Source organism: Acinetobacter sp. ABJ_C1_1 (assembly GCF_044684115.1).
Taxonomy (GTDB): Bacteria; Pseudomonadota; Gammaproteobacteria; order Pseudomonadales; family Moraxellaceae; genus Acinetobacter; species Acinetobacter nosocomialis_A.
Genome location: NZ_JBITPU010000002.1, coordinates 309,766 through 332,939, shown reverse-complemented (window position 1 = coordinate 332,939; position 23,174 = coordinate 309,766). Strand labels below are relative to the sequence as shown.

23 protein-coding genes and 3 tRNA genes are annotated in these 23,174 nt (G+C 40.7%); 16 read left to right on the top strand and 10 right to left on the bottom strand.

The genetic code is table 11. The features are described 5' to 3' along the window. The first annotated feature begins 445 nt into the window (after window positions 1-445). From ACG59Z_RS05705 to ACG59Z_RS05695, 3 genes are read left to right on the top strand one after another with little or no spacing between them, the layout of a single operon-like run. Window positions 446-2,545 (top strand): FUSC family protein, encoded by a 2,100-nt coding sequence (locus ACG59Z_RS05705; protein ID WP_400198305.1) that lies wholly within the window; start codon window positions 446-448, stop codon window positions 2,543-2,545. Then, window positions 2,538-2,744 carry a DUF1656 domain-containing protein gene (locus ACG59Z_RS05700; RefSeq protein ID WP_000503613.1) on the top strand — a complete coding sequence of 69 codons (207 nt, stop codon included), beginning with the start codon at window positions 2,538-2,540 and terminating at the stop codon, window positions 2,742-2,744. Before ACG59Z_RS05705 ends, ACG59Z_RS05700 begins: the two co-directional genes overlap by 8 nt. A 39-nt stretch (window positions 2,745-2,783) precedes the next feature. Next, entirely contained in the window at window positions 2,784-3,785 is a 1,002-nt protein-coding gene (locus tag ACG59Z_RS05695; protein ID WP_001072475.1) for an HlyD family secretion protein, read from the top strand. A gap of 56 nt (window positions 3,786-3,841) precedes the next feature. Here ACG59Z_RS05695 and ruvX read toward each other — a convergent pair whose 3' ends face one another. The 3 genes from ruvX to recN form a co-directional block, all read right to left on the bottom strand. Continuing rightward, window positions 3,842-4,282 carry a Holliday junction resolvase RuvX gene (ruvX, locus tag ACG59Z_RS05690; protein ID WP_000127528.1) on the bottom strand — a complete coding sequence of 147 codons (441 nt, stop codon included), beginning with the start codon at window positions 4,280-4,282 and terminating at the stop codon, window positions 3,842-3,844. After that, window positions 4,282-4,836 (bottom strand): YqgE/AlgH family protein, encoded by a 555-nt coding sequence (locus ACG59Z_RS05685; protein WP_001979301.1) that lies wholly within the window; start codon window positions 4,834-4,836, stop codon window positions 4,282-4,284. Before ACG59Z_RS05685 ends, ruvX begins: the two co-directional genes overlap by 1 nt. 126 nt (window positions 4,837-4,962) lie before the next feature. Next, window positions 4,963-6,630, bottom strand: coding sequence for a DNA repair protein RecN (recN, locus tag ACG59Z_RS05680; protein ID WP_311070295.1), 1,668 nt, complete (start codon window positions 6,628-6,630; stop codon window positions 4,963-4,965). Between the two features lie 114 nt (window positions 6,631-6,744). On the opposite strand from recN, the gene ACG59Z_RS05675 reads away from it, so the two are divergent. From ACG59Z_RS05675 to ACG59Z_RS05660, 4 genes are all read left to right on the top strand, one after another. Beyond that, the gene (locus ACG59Z_RS05675; RefSeq protein ID WP_400198299.1) at window positions 6,745-8,055 is read left to right on the top strand and encodes a tetratricopeptide repeat protein; all 1,311 of its coding nucleotides are present in this window, start codon (window positions 6,745-6,747) and stop codon (window positions 8,053-8,055) included. A 76-nt stretch (window positions 8,056-8,131) separates the two neighbouring features. Next, window positions 8,132-8,458 carry a pyrimidine/purine nucleoside phosphorylase gene (locus ACG59Z_RS05670; RefSeq protein WP_000099685.1) on the top strand — a complete coding sequence of 109 codons (327 nt, stop codon included), beginning with the start codon at window positions 8,132-8,134 and terminating at the stop codon, window positions 8,456-8,458. Between the two features lie 101 nt (window positions 8,459-8,559). Then, window positions 8,560-9,309 (top strand): 23S rRNA (guanosine(2251)-2'-O)-methyltransferase RlmB, encoded by a 750-nt coding sequence (rlmB, locus tag ACG59Z_RS05665; protein ID WP_400198296.1) that lies wholly within the window; start codon window positions 8,560-8,562, stop codon window positions 9,307-9,309. A 35-nt stretch (window positions 9,310-9,344) separates the two neighbouring features. Continuing rightward, window positions 9,345-10,259 carry a DMT family transporter gene (locus tag ACG59Z_RS05660; protein WP_311070292.1) on the top strand — a complete coding sequence of 305 codons (915 nt, stop codon included), beginning with the start codon at window positions 9,345-9,347 and terminating at the stop codon, window positions 10,257-10,259. Here ACG59Z_RS05660 and coaE read toward each other — a convergent pair. From coaE to pilB, 4 genes are read right to left on the bottom strand one after another with little or no spacing between them, the layout of a single operon-like run. Further along, complete coding sequence (gene coaE / locus ACG59Z_RS05655; protein ID WP_400198293.1) at window positions 10,256-10,852, bottom strand: dephospho-CoA kinase; 597 nt, start codon at window positions 10,850-10,852, stop codon at window positions 10,256-10,258. The two genes, ACG59Z_RS05660 and coaE, sit on opposite strands and share 4 nt — an antisense overlap. Window position 10,853: 1 nt before the next feature. Beyond that, window positions 10,854-11,714: a prepilin peptidase gene (locus ACG59Z_RS05650; protein ID WP_400198291.1), complete on the bottom strand. Its 861-nt coding sequence runs from the start codon at window positions 11,712-11,714 to the stop codon at window positions 10,854-10,856. After that, the gene (locus ACG59Z_RS05645) at window positions 11,714-12,940 is read right to left on the bottom strand and encodes a type II secretion system F family protein (protein ID WP_400198289.1); all 1,227 of its coding nucleotides are present in this window, start codon (window positions 12,938-12,940) and stop codon (window positions 11,714-11,716) included. The genes ACG59Z_RS05650 and ACG59Z_RS05645 overlap by 1 nt, the downstream gene beginning before the upstream one ends. Before the next feature lie 27 nt (window positions 12,941-12,967). Beyond that, complete coding sequence (pilB, locus tag ACG59Z_RS05640; RefSeq protein ID WP_400198287.1) at window positions 12,968-14,680, bottom strand: type IV-A pilus assembly ATPase PilB; 1,713 nt, start codon at window positions 14,678-14,680, stop codon at window positions 12,968-12,970. Between the two features lie 289 nt (window positions 14,681-14,969). Between pilB and tpiA the strand changes: the two genes are divergently transcribed. The 9 genes from tpiA to ACG59Z_RS05595 all read left to right on the top strand — a co-directional run bounded on the left by tpiA (window position 14,970) and on the right by ACG59Z_RS05595 (window position 21,901). Beyond that, window positions 14,970-15,764 (top strand): triose-phosphate isomerase, encoded by a 795-nt coding sequence (tpiA, locus tag ACG59Z_RS05635; protein ID WP_400198285.1) that lies wholly within the window; start codon window positions 14,970-14,972, stop codon window positions 15,762-15,764. A gap of 12 nt (window positions 15,765-15,776) precedes the next feature. Next, entirely contained in the window at window positions 15,777-16,106 is a 330-nt protein-coding gene (gene secG, locus ACG59Z_RS05630) for a preprotein translocase subunit SecG (RefSeq protein WP_002156913.1), read from the top strand. Between the two features lie 56 nt (window positions 16,107-16,162). After that, window positions 16,163-16,247 (top strand) — tRNA-Leu (locus ACG59Z_RS05625). 38 nt (window positions 16,248-16,285) lie between these two features. Further along, a tRNA-Met gene (locus ACG59Z_RS05620) sits at window positions 16,286-16,362 on the top strand. Between the two features lie 89 nt (window positions 16,363-16,451). After that, window positions 16,452-16,528, top strand: a tRNA-Met gene (locus tag ACG59Z_RS05615). Between the two features lie 215 nt (window positions 16,529-16,743). After that, a complete protein-coding gene (rimP, locus tag ACG59Z_RS05610) occupies window positions 16,744-17,268 on the top strand; it encodes a ribosome maturation factor RimP (RefSeq protein WP_151283486.1) in 525 nt (174 codons plus the stop codon). A gap of 37 nt (window positions 17,269-17,305) precedes the next feature. After that, entirely contained in the window at window positions 17,306-18,790 is a 1,485-nt protein-coding gene (gene nusA, locus ACG59Z_RS05605; protein ID WP_263612804.1) for a transcription termination factor NusA, read from the top strand. Between the two features lie 10 nt (window positions 18,791-18,800). Next, window positions 18,801-21,500 (top strand): translation initiation factor IF-2, encoded by a 2,700-nt coding sequence (gene infB / locus ACG59Z_RS05600; RefSeq protein WP_396462688.1) that lies wholly within the window; start codon window positions 18,801-18,803, stop codon window positions 21,498-21,500. Further along, entirely contained in the window at window positions 21,500-21,901 is a 402-nt protein-coding gene (locus ACG59Z_RS05595; RefSeq protein WP_002157043.1) for a ribosome-binding factor A, read from the top strand. Before infB ends, ACG59Z_RS05595 begins: the two co-directional genes overlap by 1 nt. Window positions 21,902-21,957: 56 nt before the next feature. Here ACG59Z_RS05595 and ACG59Z_RS05590 read toward each other — a convergent pair whose 3' ends face one another. The 3 genes from ACG59Z_RS05590 to ACG59Z_RS05580 are packed head-to-tail and all read right to left on the bottom strand — an operon-like array spanning window position 21,958 to window position 23,174. Then, a complete protein-coding gene (locus ACG59Z_RS05590; protein ID WP_343568488.1) occupies window positions 21,958-22,362 on the bottom strand; it encodes a Na+/H+ antiporter subunit G in 405 nt (134 codons plus the stop codon). Between the two features lie 12 nt (window positions 22,363-22,374). Next, complete coding sequence (locus ACG59Z_RS05585; RefSeq protein ID WP_002053531.1) at window positions 22,375-22,650, bottom strand: monovalent cation/H+ antiporter subunit F; 276 nt, start codon at window positions 22,648-22,650, stop codon at window positions 22,375-22,377. Beyond that, window positions 22,647-23,174: a Na+/H+ antiporter subunit E gene (locus ACG59Z_RS05580; RefSeq protein ID WP_400198279.1), complete on the bottom strand. Its 528-nt coding sequence runs from the start codon at window positions 23,172-23,174 to the stop codon at window positions 22,647-22,649. The genes ACG59Z_RS05585 and ACG59Z_RS05580 overlap by 4 nt, the downstream gene beginning before the upstream one ends.

Sequence of the window (23,174 nt, the reverse complement as noted above, 5' to 3'; positions counted from 1 at the left end):
ACAGAAAAATTGAAGATTTGTCTCAATTCCAAGATAACTACCTGATTTAAATATTTTACGCTCAGAATCAGAAAAGTTCTCTTGATTCGCACATCATATATGATTAACTAAAAACATATCAAATTATCAAATTAAGATATTTTAGTTGACTAAATAACTTTAATTTGAAAAAATTATGCAACAAAATATCTAATCGAGAAATTGGTTTACTCTACCGACTTTTTCGATGTCTCTCCTTTCCTAAGCTTGGTCGTATAAATAGCGGTCAATCTGAAATCATCTCGGCACATTATGCAGAGATGTAGGAAAAATCATTGTATTGAAGGATGCTCTCATTAACTCATTTGTCTATAAGGCAAATGACAAAGTCGTGTTGTCTTTTTAAAAGGCAAGGGGACACTGAGGAGCATGCTCATCAGTTCAAATCTGTATTTGAGATGAGTTCATGTTATTAAAGCAAATACTGGCTTTTCGCCCGAGTAAGCTTGATCTAATTTTTGCAATAAAGACATTTATTGCCGGCATGTTGGCATTATTTGTCTCGTTTGAATTAGACCTGATTAATCCAATGTGGTCGATTGGTACCGTCCTGATTATCGCCAACCCTTATTCGGGTATGGTGTCGTCTAAGTGTGTCTATCGTGTTTTAGGGACGGTGGGTGGTGCCATTGTTGCGTTAACAATAACACCTCATCTGATTAATACGCCGTGGATATTTACGGTGGTGTTATCACTGTGGGTGGGCTTTGCGCTTTATGTATCCTTACTCGATCGGACGCCTCGCAGTTATGCATTTATGCTGGCGGGTTATTCAACTGCAATGATTGCGTATAACGCGATTACTTATATTGATCAGTACAATATTTTTGATATCGCTTTGGCGCGTGTACTTGAGATTTCAATTGGTGTGATTTCCAGTGCTGTAGTTTCGGCAACTATTTTGCCCATGCATATTGGTTCGGCAATTAAGCAGCGTGTAACCAAAACACTCAAAGATACAGAGAATCTGTTTGCAAATTTGTTAAATGCAGATCAACAGCAAAACAATACACAGCTTTTGGCTGCGATTACTCGTGATACCACCGATATTCATGCTTTAGCAGTTCACTTGAGCTATGAAAAAGGTGAGTTGCATGGCATGACCAAGCCTTTGCAAGAAATGCTCCATCAAATGTCGATGGTGGTTGCAAATTTGGTTGCCTTATCTGAACGAATTAAACAGTTGCAAGAACTTAATTTTATTGAAAGTCATTCAGACAAATTAAAACAGCTTTCAGGTCATGTGATTCATTTTCTTGAACAAAAAGACCAGATGACTGATGAAAATGTTTTGCAGTTACCTGACGAGTTTGAAAATGACTTTTTGAACTTAAATGACTCTGCTTCTGAACATCAACAAGTGCTATTGGCTGCCATGAAAATGGATGTCCGCCACTTTATTAGTAATGTTCTAGCTGTAAAAGTTTTATGGCAACGCATCAAGCAGGGTAATAAAGAGATACCAGATAACATTACCCCAATGACAACTAAATATCCAAGTTTGCACCGAGATCATGGCGTAGCCGTCAGAGGCGGTATTAGTGCGGTACTCATTACATTTATTGTGACTGGCGTGTGGATTCTGTCTGGCTGGAAAGCTGGGTTCATGATGGCACAGATCGGTGCAGTAACTGCCTGTATCTTAACGGCCCTAGATAACCCTGTTCCTGTCTTGCGTATTTTTATATGGGGCAGTGTGGCCTCGGCGGTTTTAGTTTTTATTTACGCGTTTGGTATTTTTCCTCATGTCACAACGTTTTGGGAACTTGGACTCGTTTTATTACCAATGTTCTTGTTTGCGGTTTCCATGATGGCGAATCAGGCACTCATGCCAGTCGGGATGGTGCTAGGTATTAATACCATGATGGGGCTGAACTTGCACAATGCTTACAGCATGGACGCAGTGTCTTATTTGGATAGCTCATTTGGTATGGTCATGGGCGTATTGGTGTCATTAGTCGTTATTGATGTTGTGCGTGCCATGTCACCCGATACCAGTGCAAACCGTATTTTGGCTTTACATTACCGTGCGATGCGCCAAGCCATATACATTCCTTATGGTATTGAATTTAAAGTTCACTTACGGGGGATGTTAGACCGTGTTGGTGTCTTAAATACTAAAATGGTTCAGTCAGAAGAGATTAAAAAATCTATTCAACAGGCTTTGGTTGAATCAAGTGCGATCATTGATTTAAGCCGACTACAAGAGCTAGCAAATCAAGTTCCGATATCTTCGGAATTAGCCCATCACATTGGCCGTTTGCAACAAGATTTAGATGAGCTATTTAGAGCTAAAGAAAATGAAAAAGGTGAAAGTGATGTATTGGTACAGCACATTCACCAAACCTTATTTGAACTTAAACAACTTGCTTCAAATATTGAAGATATGACTCTGCGTCAAAGATTATTTATTTCACTAAATAATATTGCTTATAGCATGTGTCATGTTTCATCAAATCAAATGAATGCAGATCGTACGTTTACAGGAGCCACAGCGCATGGGTGAGTTTAATGTCTACGGTATTTACGTGCCTGCTTTGCTCGTCCAAGCCATTTTTGCATATATATGTTTTCGCTGGTTAAGTCCCTTAACCAACAAATGGATTGCACAAGGCTGGATTGCATTACCCAGTATTTTCAATTTGTGTTTTTACCTTTTACTACTTTTGGTGATACACCAAATTTTTGTTGGGTTAGGTGCTTAAAGATGATTGCCAGATTAAAGATTGAGTTAGGTGAGTAAAATGAATCAATTGGAGTTGAAAAAAGTCATCCGTCCAGTGATTTTGATTGTCGCATTAATGATTGCTGTCTATACCATTGTGCATTTATGGAACTACTATAATGCAGCGCCGTGGACACGTGATGGTCGAGTTCGTGGTGACGTTATTCAGGTCTCTTCAGATGTAGCAGGCCTTGTAACGGAAGTATTGGTTCAAGATAACCAGACTGTAAAAAAAGGTCAGGTGCTTTTTAAAATTGATGTCTCTCGCCGAGCTTTAGATGTAGAGCAAGCAAAATCTGATTTGGCAAAAGCAAAAGCGGCCTATGCTCAAGCACAAGCGGGTCTAGCCCAAGCCAAAGCAAACTTGATTAAGTCGAGTACTAACATTAAGTTAGCCGAGAAAAACGCAAATCGTTATTCAAACTTAATGGATGGTGCGATTTCTAAGCAAGAACAAGATCAGGTCTTTGCAACTCGCGATCAATCACACGCGGAACATGAGCAACTCCAAGCTGCTATTCAACAAGCTGAAGCGACTATTAAACAGCAACAGGCACTTGTTGAAGCAGCAACAAGTAATTTACATTTAGCAGAACTCAATATGCACCGTGCGGCTGTTGTGGCGCCAGCAGATGGAACATTATCTAACTTTGATTTGCGTCCGGGTAATTATGTTCAAGTTGGACAAGCGGTTGCAGCATTGCTAGATCGTAAGCAGCTTTATGTTGTGGGATATTTTGAAGAAACAAAATTAGACCGTATTCATATTGGCGATGAAGCAACTGTGCAATTAATGGGTGATAGACAAAAAATTAAAGGCCATGTGCAGGGTATTGCATCGGGTATTGAAGATCGTGAGCGTTCAAGTAGTTCGAAACTGCTTGCAAATGTAAACCCGACATTTAGTTGGGTTCGTTTAGCGCAGCGTGTACCTGTAAAAATTGTATTAGACGAAGCACCAAAAAATGAGTTGGCTTTTGTGTCTGGCCGTACTGCTACAGTACATATTATTGAAAAATAAAAAGCTTAAATTTTTAAACTCAATAAAAAAGCATGTTTGAAACATGCTTTTTTATTTTATGGCGTTAAACCAACAGGATTGCGATACCAGCTCTGAATTAGCAAAGCCGCGGCAAAACTATCGGCTGATAACTTCTTGGCACGACCTTGTTCTTGATAAAAGCCAAGCTCTTCTCTTGCCTCACGAGTGGTGAGTCGTTCATCGACCATCCACGTTTCAATATTGGTTTGATGGCGTAAGCGACGTGCAAACTTACGTGCCCGTGTTGAAAGTTCTGACTCGCTATCATCCATATTCAATGGAAGACCAACAATAAATAAATCAGGCTGCCACTCTTTCACAATTTTTAAAAGTTGGTCCCAGTTGGGAATACCATCTTTCATCACAAAAAGTGGTAATGGGTTAGCACTTTCAATTGCAGACTGACCAATCGCCATTCCCATCTTTTGAGTGCCAAAGTCAAAAGCCATAATTGATTTTGATTGCGTTGCGGTCATTAGGCGTGCCCGATTTCAGAAGCCAGCCATGTACGATCTACACCAATTTTTTTATAGGCTGCATCCCAACGATCATCGTACGGCAAGTTAAAAATCAGATCCATGTCGGCATCACAGATGAGCCAGTCACCACGAGCAATTTCATCTTCTAACTGGTTTTTACCCCAACTCGCATAACCAAGTGCGATTTGGTAACGACCAACACCTTCGTTATGTGCGATTGCATCGAGAATATCTTTACTGGTAGTAATACAGACATTTTCACCCACAGCAATCGAAGAGTGCCATGTTGGTTGGCCAGTATGAAGGACAAAGCCAGCTTCTGGGCGTAAAGGACCACCTTGTAAAACCTCATGCGGATTTACATTGTCTGCATCAATGTCTAAATCATTGAGTAGTTCTTTAATTTGGATGCCAGCAGGGCGATTGATAATAATACCTTGAGCACCTTCTTCATCATGACGGGCAAGATAAATTACAGTATTTGCAAAAAAGTCATCTGCCATTTCTGGCGGGGCAATCAGACAACGGTGAGTCATATATTGTTTGGTCACCTAAGCGGTTCTCCCTCAAAAAATGTCGCTATAGGGTCTCTCGACCCTTTTTATGTATATAGGTTCTTTTTATCAACATACAAGAGTTAATCGGATTTCGCCAATCTTTTTCTCTCATTTTCTTTATTAATTTGAAGAAGCTTGAAATTTAAGTTGACGTAATTGTTTGGCATGCTGCAAGGTTGTTTCATTAATTTCAACACCGCCTGACATACGTGCCAACTCAGAAATAATCTGATTTTCATCGAGTTGTACAATGGTACTGCTTGCCGGATCAGTTTGCTGCTTTTTAACTAACAAATGTTGGTCAGATTGTGCAGCGACCTGTGCTTGGTGAGTAATACATAGCAGTTGGACATGCTGAGCTAAATCGGCAAGTAAACGACCAACCACTTCAGCTGTACCACCACTAATCCCGACATCAATTTCATCAAATACCAAAACTTCTGCCTCGGTCTTTTCAGCATTCATCACTTGCATAACAAGTGCAATACGTGAAAGCTCACCACCCGATGCCACACGTGCCAATGGTTGTGGTGGTATGCCTTTATTGGCAGTAAATAAAAGTTGAATGAAGCTTAGACCTTCTGAGCTTGGTTGCTCTAATGGTTCAAACTTAAACTCAAAGTGAGCCTCAGGTAGCGCTAAAGGTTTTACTTGTTCGGTTAACTGTTTGGCAAGTGGGATAGCTGCTTCACGACGAATATTGTCTAAATGCTGGGCTTTGTCTAAGAACTCTTGATGTGACTTTTCTACTTGTTCTGCAAGAGTTTCTGGGTCTTCAAGTTGATGTAACTGTTCAAGCTCATTTTGCCAAGTTTCATATTCTTCTTTAAGTGTCTCTGGCTGAGTACGATATTTACGTGCTAGACGATGGAAAACTTCCAACTTAGAGTTCAGTTCTTCCATTCGTTCAGGATCAAAACTTTGGCGATCAATAAACTGACGTAAATTTGATGTGGCATCATCAATTTCACTTTGAGCATTGAGTAAAGAATTATAAATTTCAGAAAGCTGTTCACTACGCCCCGCATGAGATTCTAGACGGCGAATGATCGATGACATTTCTTGAGTAATGTTTTGCTCAGCTTCATCAAGCGCATTCAGGCTATAGCTACAATCTTGCATGATATGTTCATGATGACTGAGGCGATCGAACTCTTGCTCGATTTCTTTGTAATCGGTTTGAATGACTTCTTCAAGCTCTTCGATTTGTAGCTCTAAGGTCGCAATACGTTGTAGACGGGTTGCTTGAGCATCTAAAGCTGCTTGGTGTAAACGAATTGTGCGTTGCCACGTGCTATAGGCCTCACGAACATCGTTTGCTTCGACATAAAAATTGTTATAACGGTCTAACCAATGCTTTGGATAAGGTGGTTCAAGTAGCTGTTGTTGGCTGTGCTGGCTATATAATTGAACCAATAAACGACCTAATTCTTTAAGCTCAGAGAGGCTGCTCGGACGTCCATTGACCCATGCTTTACTACGACCAGTTGCGAAAATAACACGACGTAAATGAATTTCCCCAGAGTCATCATCAAGCTCATGATCTTGTAGCCATTTTGCTTCTGGGCTATTGTCCTGATAAGTAAAAACAGCGGTGATATCCGCCTTGTCCGAACCATAGCGGACATAATTTGTATCTGTACGTTCCCCTAAGCAGGCAGAAAGTGCATCCAGTAATAATGATTTTCCGGCACCTGTCTCACCTGTTAGAACATTAAATCCTTGTTCTATATCAATAGCTAAATGATCAGCTAATGCAAAATTGATTAAAGTTAAATGTGTGAGCATAAACGCATCCAACGCGCCAAATTATGGGTTAAAGATAGAGAAGTTTTGAATTTGCTACAAGTGATCTATTATTCTAACTGAAATAATAGAACAGCAAGATTGCGGATCTTTACAATGAAAAAAACATTAAGCTTACCGAAAGCACCAATAGGAATGATGAACCGCCATAAAAAAATTAATCCTGCTGAAATGAATAAAATTTTAAATCAGCATTTTAATGCATTTAAACAGGCTGCTGCACAAGGCGATTATGCCAAAGCTTATCAGCATGTAAAAAAAGCGGTAAATCTAGTACCACAGCATCCGGGAGCATTATCTGATTTAGCTTATACTGAGCTGCGGTTACGCCGTTATGAAGATGCATATCAACATTATATGCAAGCCATTCAAGCAAGTGGTTCTAACGTTAATACAAATCTATACGATGGATTAACTGAAGTTTGCCATCATTTAAATAAAAAGGAAGAAAAGATTAAATTTGGGCGTTTAGCTATTTCAACAAAAAAAGAACTCACAAAGAATGAGCCTGCTTTAAATATACCCACTTATAAGCCTGTACCCTTTAGTTCCAATCCACAAGAAAACATTATTGCTTTTTCTTTATTTGGAGCAAATCCGCGTTACTGTGAAACTTCAATTTTAAATACTAAGCTCGCTCAAGAAATCTATCCTGAATGGACTTGTCGGTTCTATTTAGATGATACCGTTCCTGAACTTGTGCAGCAGCGTTTACAAGCAAATGGCGCACAAGTGGTACAGGTGAGTGCCTCACAGAAACAATTATCCGGCTTATTTTGGCGCTTTTTAGTTATGGATGATCCAACCGTTAAGCGCTTTTTGATACGTGATGCTGACTCTATTGTGTCTTATCGTGAAAAAGCTGCCGTCGATGCTTGGCTCAAAAGTGATGAATGGTTTCATTTAATGAGAGATAGCTACTCTCATACTGAATTGATTTTGGCGGGTATGTGGGGTGGATGCTCAGGTATTTTTCATAATATTGAAGCACATATCAGAGATTATGTTGCTACTGGAAGGTATCCGGACAATCGAGTCATAGATCAACATTATCTGCGTTATTGTATTTGGCCGACTTTAAAACAAAGTGTGCTTGTACATGATAGCCAGCAATTTGATGAAAATAGTGCCGATTTTCTGGTTTATGAGTCAGCTTCAATGCAAAATGACCCAGACAATTTTCATGTTGGCATGGATAATGGTTCACCAGTGGTTACAACTGCTGTTACTCACCCAACAGCAGAGAAAGTTTATTGGGTTTTACTCGATGAAAATCACGATGAAGTTTGCAGATATGATGCAATAGTGTCGAAGAGTCGAAATATTGAAGTAAATTTACCGCACGCTTTTGCTAAAAAAATTCAGTTACAGCAGTGGAAATTACAAGTCTATCCATATGAAAACTGATTGATTAGTTATTTAGGCACAATTAAACTACATTCATCATAATTTATATAAATGCGGCATTATCTGGAGAGTGTGCATGAGTTCAACCCAATTTGATCATGTAACGGTCATCAAAAAATCAAATGTTTATTTTGGTGGAGCATGTATCAGCCATACCGTGCAATTTGAAGATGGAACGAAAAAAACATTAGGTGTTATTTTGCCGACTGAGCAGCCTTTAACATTTGAAACACATGTTCCTGAGCGTATGGAAATTATTTCAGGTGAATGTCGCGTTAAAATTGCAGATAGCAATGAAAGTGAATTGTTCCGCGCTGGTCAATCATTTTATGTACCAGGCAATAGCGTTTTTAAAATCGAGACTGATGAAGTACTCGATTATGTTTGCCATTTAGAAGGCTAAGAAATTCCTGTTTAAATCGGGTACACTATGCCCAAAGAAATCCTGTGAAGTTGGCTTTGCAGGATTTTTATTTTTTGCTCAAACGTTGTTAGAGGTCATTCATGGCAAAACCGGAATATTATTATGGCGTTCACTCAGTGGAGTCATTGTTAGAACTTGAGCCGGAGCGCGTGCTGACCTTGTTTACATTGAAGGGGCGCGATGATCAACGTTTACAAAAGATTTTACAATTGGCTGAGCCTTTTGGAATTAGCGTACAAAAAGCAAGCCGTGAAAGTCTTGAGAAGCTTGCAGGCTTGCCATTCCACCAAGGTGTAGTTGCAGCAGTACGTCCGCATCCGACGTTAAATGAAAAAGATCTAGATCAGATTTTGGCTGAAACTCCAGATGCCTTATTGCTGGCATTAGATCAGGTGACTGACCCACATAACTTAGGCGCTTGTATTCGTACAGCCGCTGCAATGGGTGTTCAGGCCGTGATAGTGCCTCGTGATCGTTCAGCAAGTTTGACCCCAACTGCTCGTAAAGTGGCAGCGGGTGGGGCCGAGAAAGTTAAGTTCATTCAAGTAACAAACTTAGCTCGTACATTAGCCCATCTTAAAGAAACCACTCATACCCGTGTCATTGGCACCATGCTTGATGAAAGCGCATTACCAATTCAAAAATGTGATTTCTCTGGCCCAGTCGTGATCGTAATGGGAGCTGAAGATACGGGTTTACGCCCAATTACTCAGGCACAGTGTGATCATAAAGTTTATATTCCAATGTCTGGAAACTTGCAGAGCCTAAATGTAAGCGTGGCAACAGGTATGGCACTTTATGAGGCTTGCCGTCAGCGTTCTAAGGTATAATTGAGCTGCCTTTCTCGTTTTAAAGCAGTCTTAGTATGTCTCCCCGTAAGCAAGGGTATTTCTTTGTATTGGTAACCATGTGCATTTGGGGTGGGTTTACGCTTTTTGCCCGTTTAAATGCACAGTGGCATATCAGTGCTTGGGATATTGCTGCACTGCGCTTTGCTATTGCTTTTCTAATTTTGATGCCTATCTTAATTTATAAAAAAGATCTCGCTTTTTTATGGAGTAAGCATGCGGTTATTTTGGCGCTCATTGGTGGAGTCATTTATTGTCTTACCGTCTACACCGCGTTTCTTTATGCCCCTGCTGCACATGCTGCAATTTTCTTAAATGGTTGTATTCCAATTTGTACTGCAATTGCAGCATACATTTTATTTAGACAACCATTTGATAAGCATACATGGGTGAGTCTGGCAATTATGATCACTGCCTTGGCTCTCATGAGTGTGTTGATGTTGCAAGGTAATGCTTCTGCTTTTGGCCTGGGGGATTTGCTTCTTTTTATTAGTGCGATTTGGTGGGGTATTTTCACTGTATTACTTAAACAGTGGAAACTTTCCGCATGGCACTCTATGGCAAGTGTTGCGATTTGGTCTGCAATTATCTATTTACCCATCTATGCTTTATTTCTGCCTAAGCATTTTATGGAAGTTAGTCCTGTTCATTTAGCGATACAGGGCATTTTCCACGGTGTATTTGTCGTTATTATCGCAACTTTGACTTATGTTGCTGCCATTCAACGACTAGGCGCTTTTAAAACGGGAAGTATTGTGACTTTGGCGCCGTTTATTGCTGCTATTTTAGCTGTACCTTTACTTGGCGAGTCATTAAGCCCATCGATTGTGGTGGGCTTAGTAGGTATGGGAATAGGTGCTTTACAGCCTTGGCGTTGGTTTAGGCAAGATAGCTTGGCACAAAAGATTCAGCAGCAAAATAAGCAAGATTAGTTGGCGCGCTTCAAATAGCTTTGATGTAAAGGCTCTAATTGCTGATATAAATGTTCGAGTAATCCGTCATTAAACACAATGTCATTGGCAAGTTCACGTTTACGCTCGCGTGGCATTTGTGCAGCAATAATTTTCTGGATTTGTTCTTGGTTTTGCCCATCGCGCTGACTTGCACGTTGAATTTGAGTTTGTTCGCTCGCATCAACTAATAGGGTGTGATTAACTAATTCATGCTGGTTGGTTTCAAAAAGAAGTGGTGAAACTAAAATCACATAGGGACTTTTGGGATTTTGTAGCTGTTGAATAATAGATTGACGGATTGCAGGATGGGTAATTTGTTCGAGTGTGTGGCGCGCTTCTGGATTTTGGAAAATATATTCACGTAAGGCGCGGCGGTCTAAACTACCATCGGGTTGAAGTACCCAGTCTCCAAAAGTTTGCTGAATTTTTTGAAGAGCAGGTTGGCCTTTTTCAACCACTTCACGCGCAACAATGTCGGCATCGACGACTTGGATTCCCTGGGACTCAAACCATTGTGTTGCAGCAGATTTTCCACTACCAATTCCACCTGTGATTCCCAGAATAAAAGCCATCTTAACCTCCCAAATAAATTTTCATAATCTGATCACCCCATAAAAAGGCAACCCAACCAGCAATCGCAATATATGGACCAAAAGCAAAAGGCTGATTTTCATTACGTAACTTTAATAAAATGATGCCAATAATTGCACCTAGTAAAGATGACAATAGCACAATTAACGGCAGCATCAATGGCCCCATCCATGCCCCTAAAGCTGCAAGTAACTTAAAGTCGCCGTAACCCATACCTTCTTTGCCGGTAATCACTTTAAAGAGGTAATAGACAATCCAAAGACATAGAAAGCCGATAAGGTAGCCCCAAATGGCTGAGTTTGGTGAGGTATAAATATTAAAGGTATTAATACCTAAGCCAAGGGCAGCTAAAGGTAAGGTAAAGCGATCAGGCAAAAGTTGTGTATCAAAGTCAATAAAGGTGAGGGCAATTAGTATCCATGTGAGGACTAGGCCGAAAAGCATTTGTACGGTTGGGCCAAACACCATAACCACCACCAGTGAACATAGCATGGTGAGTAGTTCAATCGCTGGATAGCGAATGCTGATCGGGTGCTGACAGTGTCCACATTTTCCTCTTAGCATTAACCAGCTTATGACAGGAATATTTTGATACCAAGGAATCTGTTGATGACATGAGGGGCATGAGGAAGCAGGTTTGCTTAATGTCAGTTTTTCATGGTCAATAATCGGTTGTTCTGGATTGAGGAGCATTTGACATTCTTGCTGCCAGTCTTGCTCCATCATCTTTGGAGTACGATAAATCACTACGTTCAGAAAGCTACCAATACATAGACTCACAAGTGCAACAGCAATATAAAGAGCAGTTAAGTTTTGAATAAAATAAGCAATGATTTCTTGCATTATACAACTGAGCCCATTTGGAAAATTGGAAGATACATAGCAATTACTAGACCGCCTACCAGTACCCCTAAAATTGCCATAATTAAAGGTTCCATCATTGCAGTTAAGCCATCAACGGCATTATCAACTTCATTTTCATAATAAGTAGCCACTTTATCGAGCATGCTGTCTAGTGCACCAGATTCTTCACCAATTGCAACCATTTGTATAGCCATAGAAGGAAAACGGTTAGATAAACGCATGGCAAACTGAAGTTGCTGACCTGTTGCGACATCTTCACGAATTTTCATAACGGCTTTTTCATAGATGACATTATTGGTTGCACCAGCAGTCGACTCAAGCGCATCAATGAGTGGAACACCTGCTGCAAATGTTGTGGCAAGCGTACGGCTATAACGGGCAATAATTGCTTTATAGACCAGGTTCCCAAAAATAGGTAATTTAAGCGTTAGTTTATCTAAACCATCACGGAACTTTTTACTACGTTTTTTTGCTTCTAGAAAGGCGACAATAATTGCGCCAAATACAATAATCATGATGAACCAATATTCTTGCATCCATTTCGACATATTCACGACCATTTGTGTGAATGCTGGTAATTCTGCTCCAAATGAAGAAAACAGATCCTGAAAAACGGGTACGACTTTAACCATCAAAATAATAGTCACCACAATCGCTACTACAATAACCGTTGCAGGATATTTCATTGCTTTCTTGATTTTCTGCTTGAGCAATTCACTTTTTTCTTTGTAAATTGCAACGCGGTCTAGCATGGTTTCAAGTGCACCTGATTGTTCACCAGATTCAACAAGTGAACAAAACAAATTATCAAAATGTTGAGGATACTTTCTTAAAGCTGAAGCAAAGGTACTGCCACCTTCAACTTCACCTTTAATACCAAGTACTACCTCACGCATAGCTGGGTTTTCCAAACCTTCAGCGACAATTTCAAAGCCTTGTACCAGCGGTACACCGGCTTTCATCATGGTCGCCAGTTGTCGGGTAAAAATAGTAATATCAAGCGTTGATACTTTTTTCTTGAATAAACCTTCAAGAATATTTTTACGTTTCTCACGTATGGTTCGAACAGTCACCCCTTGTTTGCGTAAGGTTACTTTAGCTAAAGCCATATTTTTAGCTGGAAGTTCCCCCTTAATTTTTAAGCCCTTACGGTCAACCCCTTCATAAGCAAAAGTCGGCATCATTTGTGCCTTTTTGACAGCCATTAGATTATCCTTATTTTAAATAGTGTCTTATTCACTGGTCACACGGTTGACTTCTTGTAGAGAGGTCACCCCTTGCATTACCTTTTGTAAACCTGAACGACGTAGATTATTAAACCCCAGTTTTTCAGAAGCAGCCGCGATTTCTAAAGCATTGCCATCTTCCATAATAATCTTGGAAATTTCAGGTGTAACTTTCATTACTTCATAAATACCGACACGGCCTTTATAGCCTTCACGACATTCAGAACAACCTACCGGTTGAAAAACGCGAAAGTCTGGATGTGCTAAATCTTGTTCGGTAAAACCCATTTCTAATAAGCTTTGTTTAGGAATGTCAGCAGGTATTTTGCACTGAGAGCAAAGACGTCGTGCCAAACGCTGTGCAATAACTAGGTTTACTGATGTTGCAATATTAAAAGAGGGGACCCCCATATTGCGTAGACGGGTTAGCGTTTCTGGAGCACTGTTAGTATGCAGTGTTGACATCACCATGTGACCCGTTTGTGCAGCTTTAATTGCGATTTCTGCTGTTTCCAAGTCACGAATCTCACCCACCATAATAATATCAGGGTCTTGACGTAAAAAGGATTTAAGCGCGGCGGCAAAAGTGAGACCTACTTTGGGGTTCACGTTAACCTGATTAATACCTTCAAGGTTAATTTCCACTGGATCTTCGGCAGTAGAAATATTAGAACTTTCAGTATTTAAAATATTTAAACCTGTATATAAAGATACAGTTTTACCAGAACCTGTTGGCCCAGTAATTAAAAGCATACCCTGTGGTTTATCTAAAGCTTCCATAAATAAAGCTTTTTGTTCTTCTTCGTATCCTAATGCATCAATCCCCAGCATTGCACTTGATGGGTCAAGAATACGAAGAACTAACTTTTCACCAAATAAGGTAGGGAGTGAGTTCACACGGAAATCAATTGCTTTAGTCTTTGATAGTTTGAGTTTGATACGACCATCTTGTGGAACACGTTTTTCGGAAATGTCCATTTGAGACATGACTTTCAAACGTGAGGCCAAACGGTTCGCAAGTTGTAAAGGTGGATTGGCAATTTGACGTAACACGCCATCGACACGATAACGTACCCGATATGATTTTTCATACGGTTCAAAATGTAAATCTGAAGCACCCATACGAATGGCATCAATGAGCAACTTATTAATATATTTAACAATGGGTGCTTCATCACCTTGTGGTGTTTCTTCTTCATCCTCTTGAGTGGTAGGGCCATCAAGACTGACATCAAGATCAAACTCTTCATCATTAAAGTCAAAGCTGCTTTCTTCTGCAAAATGCTGACCTAAAACTTTTTCGAGTTTATGGTGCTCAACAATGACAGGTTCAACCATCAGTTTGCTGTTAAAACGGATCGCATCAATCGCTTCAATATTGCTTGGATTGCTGGTCGCGACATATAAAATTTGCCCTCTTTGAATAAGGGGCAAAATCCGATGTTTTAAAATCAGTTTTTGATCGACCAGATCTTTAGGAATCTGAGATGTGTCATATACATCTAGATCAAAATATGGTTCAGCAAACTCAGCAGAAATTGTTTCAGCCAATAAAGAAGGGGAGAGATGAACCTCTTCAATTAAATATGCGACTGTATCCTGCTTAGCTCTCTTTGCTGCATCTAATGCATTTTGCATGGTCGCTGCCGACACATGCTTTTCTTCGACTAATCGCCGAAAAAACCCCGTAAATTTTGGAGATGTATGTAATGCTGACATCTGCCTGCCTATGCTAATGTGTTTATAATTGGTATATGAAAAATTATACTTTTGTTATGTAAAATTACTACCTTATAAAATGTTGCTCTAGTCCTACTCAGACTGTTAAAGCTTGAACCAGTCGAAGTTTTTATAGATTAATTTTTAGAATGTTTAAGTTTGAACCCTTAGAAAGTTTTTTTAATTTCAAAGAGTAGAAAAGATATAAGTAATCCCATTAAAGAAAAGTATCTGAAATTTGTATAAATGCGTGTAGAATGTGCTGCATTTTTGATGAAAGGTGAGCAGTATGTCGGGTTCGACGATTACGCCTTGGGTAGTTGGCAACTGGAAAATGAATCCAATGCGTGCTAACGCCAACCAACTTATAGAAGAATTTAAACAATTATTGCAACAAAACCAAATTGCAGATGAAAGCTGCCATGTGGGCGTTGCCCCTGTTTCTATTGCACTTACAACAGTACAGTCGCAATTGCAGGATGCTGCAAGAACAGTATATACAGTTGCGCAAGATGTATCGCGTGTTGCAGGTACAGGTGCTTATACTGGTGAAGTTAGTGCAGAATTATTAAAAGATAGCCAAATTAATTTCGTACTGGTCGGGCATTCTGAACGCCGTGATATTTTTGGCGACAACGTTGAAATTTTGAAGGCGAAACTCCAAAATGCATTAAATGCGGGTTTGACTGTCATTTATTGTGTGGGTGAAAGTCTTGAACAGCGTGAGCAAGGCCATGCAGAGCAAGTTGTTTTACAGCAAATTTGTGATATTGCACCTGTAGTGACTGCTGAACAATGGCAAAACCAAGTCGTGATTGCTTATGAACCTATTTGGGCAATTGGTACGGGTAAAACAGCTTCTCCACAAGATGCACAAGCGATGCACGCTAAAATTCGTGAAGGCTTATGTCAGCTTACTTCAGCAGGTGCAGATATTGCTATTTTATATGGTGGTAGTGTAAAAGCTGAAAATGCTGTTGAATTAGCTGCATGTCCAGACATTAATGGTGCGTTGGTTGGTGGTGCTTCATTAAATGCAGCATCTTTTTATCAAATTGTACAAGCCTTCGCGCAAAGCAAATAACGAGGATAGGGTATGCACTCTTTTGTACTTGTTGTACATATTATTTTAGCTGTACTGATGATTGCATTGATTTTAGTGCAACATGGTAAAGGCGCAGATGCTGGTGCTTCTTTTGGTGGTGGCGGTGCAGCAACTGTATTCGGTGCATCGGGTTCGGGTAATTTCCTTACTCGCTTGACTGCTGTTTTAACTGCATTGTTCTTTGTAACGAGTTTAACTCTCGCTGTTTTTGCGAAAAAACAGACGACGGAAGCTTATAGCTTGAAAACTGTACAAACAACAGCACCAGCTCAAACAACATCGCCTGAAACTTCACCAAATGCACCAAAAACGGGTCAATAATTCGAAATAGGGCTTTCCTTTTGCAGTTGGAAGGACTAGAATGCGTCCCACAAGCTGCGGTGGTGGTGGAATTGGTAGACACGCTACCTTGAGGTGGTAGTGCCTTCGGGCGTGGGGGTTCAAGTCCCCCCTTCCGCACCAACTTTGAACCAGAAAGTTGAGTGCAAGCAGTTTATTGATGCGGGATGGAGCAGTCTGGTAGCTCGTCGGGCTCATAACCCGAAGGTCGTTGGTTCAAATCCAGCTCCCGCTACCAATTTGATTAAGGTGCAACTTAATCAAGCGAATATTGGATAAGTTTACATTGACTTTTTTCGATATTTGTATATAATTTTTGCACGTTGATGCGGGATGGAGCAGTCTGGTAGCTCGTCGGGCTCATAACCCGAAGGTCGTTGGTTCAAATCCAGCTCCCGCTACCAAGTTTCTTAAAAGAGGCTCACAGACAGGTGGGCCTTTTTGCACAGTGGACTATTGTTTTCTGTGCTACATAGGGGCGATTAACGCCCTTTTTTATTGGTTATCGTATCGCTATCGTGTAGTGTCGACATCAATTGGTCAAATAGTCATGCTTCACTATAGTAGGTCTGTGTCGGTTAAAACAACCGATTGAATCGCACGAGAATGACGAGAGTAAATGAAATTATCAAATAAATCCCAAGCATTGTATGACATGATTGCTCCAGCAGTGCAGGCATGTGGTGTTGACCTGTGGGGAATTGAATTCCTTCCACAAGGTAAACGTTCATTATTGCGTATTTATATCGATAGACCGGTTGATGAAAATGCTGAACCAGTGATTAATGAAGATGGTGAAGTAGAACAAGGTCGTGGTATTGGCGTACAAGATTGTGTACGAGTTACACAACAAGTCGGCGCGATGTTGGATGTTCATGATCCGATTTCAGGTGAGTATTCTTTAGAAGTTTCTTCACCAGGTTGGGATCGCCCATTTTTTCAACTCGAACAATTGCAAAGTTACATTGGACAACAAGTTGCTTTGCGTTTAATTGCAGCAGTAGAAAATCGCCGTAAATTTCAAGCAAAACTCCTTGCTGTAGACCTTGAAAATGAAGAGATTCAGGTTGAAGTTGAAGGAAAGCATGTGCTTGATATCGACAGCAACAATATCGATAAAGCAAACTTGATCTATCAAGATTAAATTTATTTAAATTATATAAGAAATCGGTAGGTGACTTATGGGCCGCGAAATTCTTACCGTTGTAGAAACGGTTAGTAATGAAAAAGGTGTTAGTCGTGAAGCGATCTTCGAGGCTTTAGAACAAGCTTTAGTTGCTGCAACGAAGAAAAGATTTTACGAAGGTACGCATGCTGAAGAAGCTCAGCTTCGTGTAGAGATTGATCGTAAAACTGGTGATTACCGTACGTTCCGTCAATGGACTGTAGTGGCAGATGAAGATCATGAAATGCCAGCTTGCCAAGATGCGATTTCTGACGTTGATCCATCTAAATGGTCAATTGGTGACGTGCGTGAACTCGAAGTAGAATCTATTGAGTTCGGTCGTATTGCTGCACAAATTGCAAAACAAGTTATCGTACAAAAAATCCGTGAAGCTGAGCGTGCTTTAGTTGCTGATGCATACGAATCTAAAGTGGGTGAGTTGATCTACGGTGAAGTGAAAAAACAAACCAAAGATGGCTTTATCATTGACTTGGGTGATAACGCAGAAGCTTATCTTGCTCGCGAAGAAATGATTCCTAAAGAAATCCTTCGTCCAAAGCAACGTGTAAACGCTATCTTGTATAATGTTAACCGTGAAGGCCGTGGCGCACAGTTGTTGTTATCACGCGCTAAGCCTGAAATGTTAATTGCTTTGATGAAAAAAGAAATTCCTGAAATTTCTGAAGAAATTATTGAAATTAAAGCAGCAGCACGCCAACCGGGTGTTCGTGCTAAAATTGCAGTTAAAACAAATGATCACCGTATTGATCCTGTAGGTGCATGTATTGGTATGCGTGGTACGCGTATTCAAGCCGTACAGCAAGAGTTAAACGGTGAACGTATTGATGTAGTGGTCTGGTCTGATGATCCAGCTCAATACATTGCTAGCGCATTAGAACCAGCTGATGTTTCAGGCATCGTGCTTGATGAAGATGCAAGAAGTGCCGATATTATTTTTGCAACCAGCGATCAATTAGCTCGTGCGATTGGCTCACAAGGTCAAAACGTTCGTTTAGCTTCTGATTTAACTGGCTACAAACTCGACATGATGCTTGAAGAAGAGTATCGTGCTCGTCAGCAAAATGAAGCTCAGCAATATCTCGACATGTTTGTATCACGTTTAGATATTGAAGAAGATTTAGCAATGGCATTGGTAGAAATGGGCTTCACTTCTTTAGAAGAGATTGCTTATGTTCCTGCTGAAACTTTTGACGAAATTGAGCTTGATGCTGAATTGGTTGAGTTATTGCAAAGTCGTGCAAAAGAAGCAGCTCTTACTGATGCTTTGAAACAGCAAGAAAATATTCAAGAACCGAGCGCAGACCTTCTCACAATGGAAGGCATGACTTCTGAGATCGCTTACTCGCTTGCCGCTCGCGGTATTATTACCGTTGATGATTTGGCAGATCAGGCTACTGACGATATCTCTGATATTGAAGGTCTTGGTCATGAAAAAGCTGGTCAATTGATCATGAAAGCTCGCGAATCATGGTTTAACTAGGAGATGAAATATGACGGACAAGTCGATTAAAGAGTTAGCTCTCAGTGTAGGACGTCCTGTTGAGAAGCTCCTAGAACAGGCTCGCGAAGCAGGTTTGCCTCAACGTACAGCAGACGACATTATTACCACTGAACAACAGGACACTTTAGTCAATCATTTGAAAAAAGTGCATGGTCAGGAAAGTGGTAACACAGGAAAAATTGCGTTGAAACGTAAAACAACCAGTACCGCTAAAGTTGCAAGTACTTCAGGTAAAGCAAAAACAATTAACGTAGAAGTACGTAAAAAACAGGTTTTTGCTAAACCAAATCCAGAACAAATTGCAGCAGAAGCTAAAGCGCGTGCAGAAGCAGACGCTAAAGCACGTGCAGATCAACAAGCGCGTGATACTGCAGAGCAAAAAGCGCGTCTTCAAACAGAGCAAAAAGCAAAAGCAACTTTAGATGCGATGCGTGCTGCTCACCAACAAGATAGCGCTGCACAGTCAGCTCCTAAAGCTGCTGTTGTAGTGAAAAAACGTGGTGGTGGTACAGTAAAACCTGCACCAAAACCAGCAGAAACATTAGAGCAAAAGAAAGCGCGTGAAGCTCAAACAGCTCAGTTAAAAGCAACTGAAGAAGCTGCACGTCGTAAAGCGGCTGAAGAAGCTCAGCAACGTACGCTTGAACAAATGCGCAAAATGGCATCTAAATATTCAAATGACGATGCTACTACCACAATTCGTGTAATTGATGATTCTCCACTTGCTTCAGGTCTTGTTGGCCAAGCTTATGAAGATTCATTCAAGCAAGAAGACCGTGAAATTAAACGCGGTGGTGCAACTACTAACCCGCGTGCTGGTAAGAAAGGCGGTCGTCGTGGTCAAGAAGAGCAAAGCTTCGTTAACCATAACAAACGTGGTTTAAAATCAAGCCAAGCAAATAAGCATGGATTTGAAAAGCCAGTTAAAAAGCAAGTCTACGATGTAGAAATCGGTTCAAGTATTGTTGTTGCCGATCTTGCTCAAAAAATGGCGATTAAAGTACGTGAAGTTATCAAAACACTTATGAAAATGGGTGAGTTGGTTAACCAAGATCAAGCTATTGACCAAGATACAGCGGCACTTGTTGTAGAAGAAATGGGACACAATCCTGTTCTAGTTTCTGATACACAAGCGGAAGATAACTTGCTTGAAGCGGCTGAAGAAGCACGTGGTGAGCAAACAACTCGTCCACCAGTTGTTACTATCATGGGTCACGTTGACCATGGTAAAACATCATTGCTTGACCGTATCCGTCGTTCGAAAGTGGCGGCTGGTGAAGCAGGCGGTATTACCCAGCATATTGGTGCGTATCACGTTGAAACAGACAAAGGAATTATTACATTCCTTGATACACCGGGACATGCTGCGTTTACTTCAATGCGTGCACGTGGTGCTAAAGCAACAGATATCGTGGTATTAGTTGTTGCGGCAGATGATGGCGTAATGCCACAAACTGCAGAAGCAATTGACCATGCTCGTGCAGCAGGTACTCCAATTATTGTTGCAATCAACAAAATGGATAAAGAATCTGCTGATCCAGACCGTGTGTTAAATGAATTAACAACGAAACAAATCGTTCCAGAAGAATGGGGTGGTGATGTTCCGATTGCTAAAGTTTCTGCACATACTGGACAGGGTATTGATGAACTCCTTGATTTAATTCTTATTCAATCAGAATTGATGGAATTAAAAGCATCTGCTGAAGGTGCTGCGCAAGGTGTTGTTATTGAAGCGCGTGTTGATAAAGGCCGTGGTGCAGTAACTTCTATTCTTGTTCAAAACGGTACATTAAATATTGGTGATCTTGTTCTTGCAGGTTCATCTTATGGTCGTGTCCGTGCAATGTCTGATGAAAACGGTAAGCCGATTAAATCAGCAGGACCATCTATTCCAGTAGAAATTCTGGGTCTTCCAGATGCTCCAATGGCAGGTGATGAAGTTCTTGTTGTAAATGACGAGAAGAAAGCACGTGAAGTTGCCGATGCTCGTGCTGACCGTGAACGTCAAAAACGTATTGAACGTCAAAGCGCGATGCGCCTTGAAAATATCATGTCGTCAATGGGCAAAAAAGATGTTCCTACAGTGAACGTTGTTTTAAGAACAGACGTACGTGGTACTTTAGAAGCATTGAATGCTGCTTTATATGAACTCTCTACTGATGAAGTAAAAGTTCGTGTAATTAGTTCGGGTGTTGGTGCGATTACAGAGTCTGATGTGATTCTTGCTGAATCTTCAGAAGCTGTATTGTTAGGCTTCAACGTTCGTGCTGATACAGCTGCTCGTCAGAGAAGTGACCAAGATGGTATCGACATTCGTTACTACAGCATCATCTATGAATTGATTGATGATGTGAAAGATGCCATGAGCGGTAAACTTGCTCCTGAACACCGTGAAACAATCTTGGGTGTTGCTGAAGTACGTGAAGTATTCCACTCAAGTAAGTTTGGTGCAGCAGCAGGCTGTATGGTACTTGAAGGTACATTACATCGTAATAAACCGATTCGCGTATTACGTGATGACGTGGTTGTGTTCCAAGGTGAGCTTGAATCATTACGCCGCTATAAAGATGTGGTTGAAGAAGTTCGCGCCGGTATGGAATGTGGTCTTGCGGTGAAAGGTTATAAAGACATCAAAGTACAAGATAAGATCGAAGTATATGATGTTCAATTGATTAAACGGAGTCTTTAATGGCGGGTAGCCAACGCTTAAAGCGAATGGCGGATTCAGTACAGCGTGAGCTGTCTGATCTAATCCGTCAGGAGTTAAAAGATCCGCGTCTGGGTGGTCTAGTGACCATCTCAGCCGTGAAAGTCAGTGCTGATATGGGATATGCTGAAGTTTACGTTACCGTTATGGGGCGTGAGCTCGGTGACGAACAAAGTGAAGCAGCGAATAAAGAAACTTTAGATGTATTGAATAAAGCTTCTGGTTTCTTGCGTCATGAACTCAGTCGTCGTATTAAAACCCGTATTACACCTCGCTTACGTTTCCATTACGATAAGACGAATGCATATGGTAACTATATGTTTGGTCTTATTGAAAAAGCGGTACAAGATTTACCGGAACGTAAGTCAGATGACGAAGAGTAATTCGTACTCAAAATAAAAAAGCCACCTTTGGGTGGCTTTTTTATTTGTTCAAATTTTTATTCCTTAGGAGGTTCCATTGGAGGTTTGCTTTGTGAAAAGCGCTGTCCGATTTTGTAACGATCCCATGGTAATGGGCGTTCAATAGCTTCAGGAACTTCACCACTCAGCGAGCGTAAGCGTAAATGTAGCGCTGCTTGAGCAATTAAATTGGCTGAAACAGGTGCCGTAATAAAAGCCAAAAGTGTAATAAGTAATTCGGCAAAACCAAAGCGACCTTGGAAAGCAAAAAAGATCATTGAAGCAATTAAAAAGCTACCTAAGCCTAATGTGCTCGACTTGGTAGGTGCATGGAGTCGCATAAATAAATCGGGTAGGCGTACCATTCCGATTGAACCGACCAACATAAAGAACGAGCCAAAAACTAGAAAGATCGAAACAATAATTTCCATTGTAAATTGCATTTTGACCTCCCTTTAATCGATCACATGGCCAGTGGTGAAATAACGTGCCAAAGCAGCTGTCGAAACAAACCCTAGCATGGCAACCAATAAAGCCCCTTCAAATAAAGAGGTGGTGGTCCAATAAATACCTAATACCACAATCAGGCAAGTTGCATTTAGAAAAAGAGTATCGAGTGCTAAAAGGCGGTCTACAATTGATGGTCCCATTACCATCCGAAAAAGACACAGCAACATAGAGATCGTGATGGCAATCAAGCTAATGCCAAGTGCATAAGGTAGGATGGTCATGTGTTGTCCTCCGATTTGCTTTTCACATCAAAAATTTCCATGAGTGGAGCCTCATAGCGTTGTTTGATGTCTTGCACATCACTTTCAGTATTTTCTGTACTGAGCGAGTGTACCAAAATGTCACCACGCTCTTGATCAATACCAGCAGAGACTGTACCTGGTGTTGTGGTAATAATCATTGCCAGTAAAGAATTTACTTGCTCATGTTCTGTTTCTAGCGGTACACGGTACCATTTTGGATGCAATTTTTTTGGTGACCCTAACACCAGCTTAGCAACGCGAAAATTGGAAATAATAATATCCCACAGTACAACAAAACATAGTTTTACTGCTGGTTGCCAATGAATGTGCGGTGTTCTAGTAATAAAAGGTCGAACTAATCGAGGAATCACAAGCCCCAAAATTACAGCCATAAGTAGGTCGCTCGCATCAAGACTATGCGAGAGCATTAACCAAAAGATGATAATTAAAAAAGAAACAAATGGATGCGGGAACCAGCGGTCAAGCAATTTAGATAGTTGCAT

What these genes read in the sequence shown, in the direction of transcription:
- ACG59Z_RS05645 (WP_400198289.1), bottom strand. Translation starts at nt 12,940, where the DNA reads ATGGCTGTCAAAAAGGCACAAATGATGCCGACTTTTGCTTATGAAGGG.
- ACG59Z_RS05595 (WP_002157043.1), top strand. Translation starts at nt 21,500, where the DNA reads ATGGCGGGTAGCCAACGCTTAAAGCGAATGGCGGATTCAGTACAGCGT.
- ACG59Z_RS05590 (WP_343568488.1), bottom strand. Translation starts at nt 22,362, where the DNA reads ATGCAATTTACAATGGAAATTATTGTTTCGATCTTTCTAGTTTTTGGC.
- ACG59Z_RS05705 (WP_400198305.1), top strand. Translation starts at nt 446, where the DNA reads ATGTTATTAAAGCAAATACTGGCTTTTCGCCCGAGTAAGCTTGATCTA.
- ACG59Z_RS05700 (WP_000503613.1), top strand. Translation starts at nt 2,538, where the DNA reads ATGGGTGAGTTTAATGTCTACGGTATTTACGTGCCTGCTTTGCTCGTC.
- ACG59Z_RS05580 (WP_400198279.1), bottom strand. Translation starts at nt 23,174, where the DNA reads ATGCAACTATCTAAATTGCTTGACCGCTGGTTCCCGCATCCATTTGTT.
- ACG59Z_RS05585 (WP_002053531.1), bottom strand. Translation starts at nt 22,650, where the DNA reads ATGACCATCCTACCTTATGCACTTGGCATTAGCTTGATTGCCATCACG.
- nusA (WP_263612804.1), top strand. Translation starts at nt 17,306, where the DNA reads ATGGGCCGCGAAATTCTTACCGTTGTAGAAACGGTTAGTAATGAAAAA.
- tpiA (WP_400198285.1), top strand. Translation starts at nt 14,970, where the DNA reads ATGTCGGGTTCGACGATTACGCCTTGGGTAGTTGGCAACTGGAAAATG.
- rlmB (WP_400198296.1), top strand. Translation starts at nt 8,560, where the DNA reads ATGGCAAAACCGGAATATTATTATGGCGTTCACTCAGTGGAGTCATTG.
- ruvX (WP_000127528.1), bottom strand. Translation starts at nt 4,282, where the DNA reads ATGACCGCAACGCAATCAAAATCAATTATGGCTTTTGACTTTGGCACT.
- ACG59Z_RS05650 (WP_400198291.1), bottom strand. Translation starts at nt 11,714, where the DNA reads ATGCAAGAAATCATTGCTTATTTTATTCAAAACTTAACTGCTCTTTAT.
- ACG59Z_RS05660 (WP_311070292.1), top strand. Translation starts at nt 9,345, where the DNA reads ATGTCTCCCCGTAAGCAAGGGTATTTCTTTGTATTGGTAACCATGTGC.
- secG (WP_002156913.1), top strand. Translation starts at nt 15,777, where the DNA reads ATGCACTCTTTTGTACTTGTTGTACATATTATTTTAGCTGTACTGATG.
- infB (WP_396462688.1), top strand. Translation starts at nt 18,801, where the DNA reads ATGACGGACAAGTCGATTAAAGAGTTAGCTCTCAGTGTAGGACGTCCT.
- ACG59Z_RS05695 (WP_001072475.1), top strand. Translation starts at nt 2,784, where the DNA reads ATGAATCAATTGGAGTTGAAAAAAGTCATCCGTCCAGTGATTTTGATT.
- recN (WP_311070295.1), bottom strand. Translation starts at nt 6,630, where the DNA reads ATGCTCACACATTTAACTTTAATCAATTTTGCATTAGCTGATCATTTA.
- ACG59Z_RS05675 (WP_400198299.1), top strand. Translation starts at nt 6,745, where the DNA reads ATGAAAAAAACATTAAGCTTACCGAAAGCACCAATAGGAATGATGAAC.
- rimP (WP_151283486.1), top strand. Translation starts at nt 16,744, where the DNA reads ATGAAATTATCAAATAAATCCCAAGCATTGTATGACATGATTGCTCCA.
- coaE (WP_400198293.1), bottom strand. Translation starts at nt 10,852, where the DNA reads ATGGCTTTTATTCTGGGAATCACAGGTGGAATTGGTAGTGGAAAATCT.
- ACG59Z_RS05670 (WP_000099685.1), top strand. Translation starts at nt 8,132, where the DNA reads ATGAGTTCAACCCAATTTGATCATGTAACGGTCATCAAAAAATCAAAT.
- pilB (WP_400198287.1), bottom strand. Translation starts at nt 14,680, where the DNA reads ATGTCAGCATTACATACATCTCCAAAATTTACGGGGTTTTTTCGGCGA.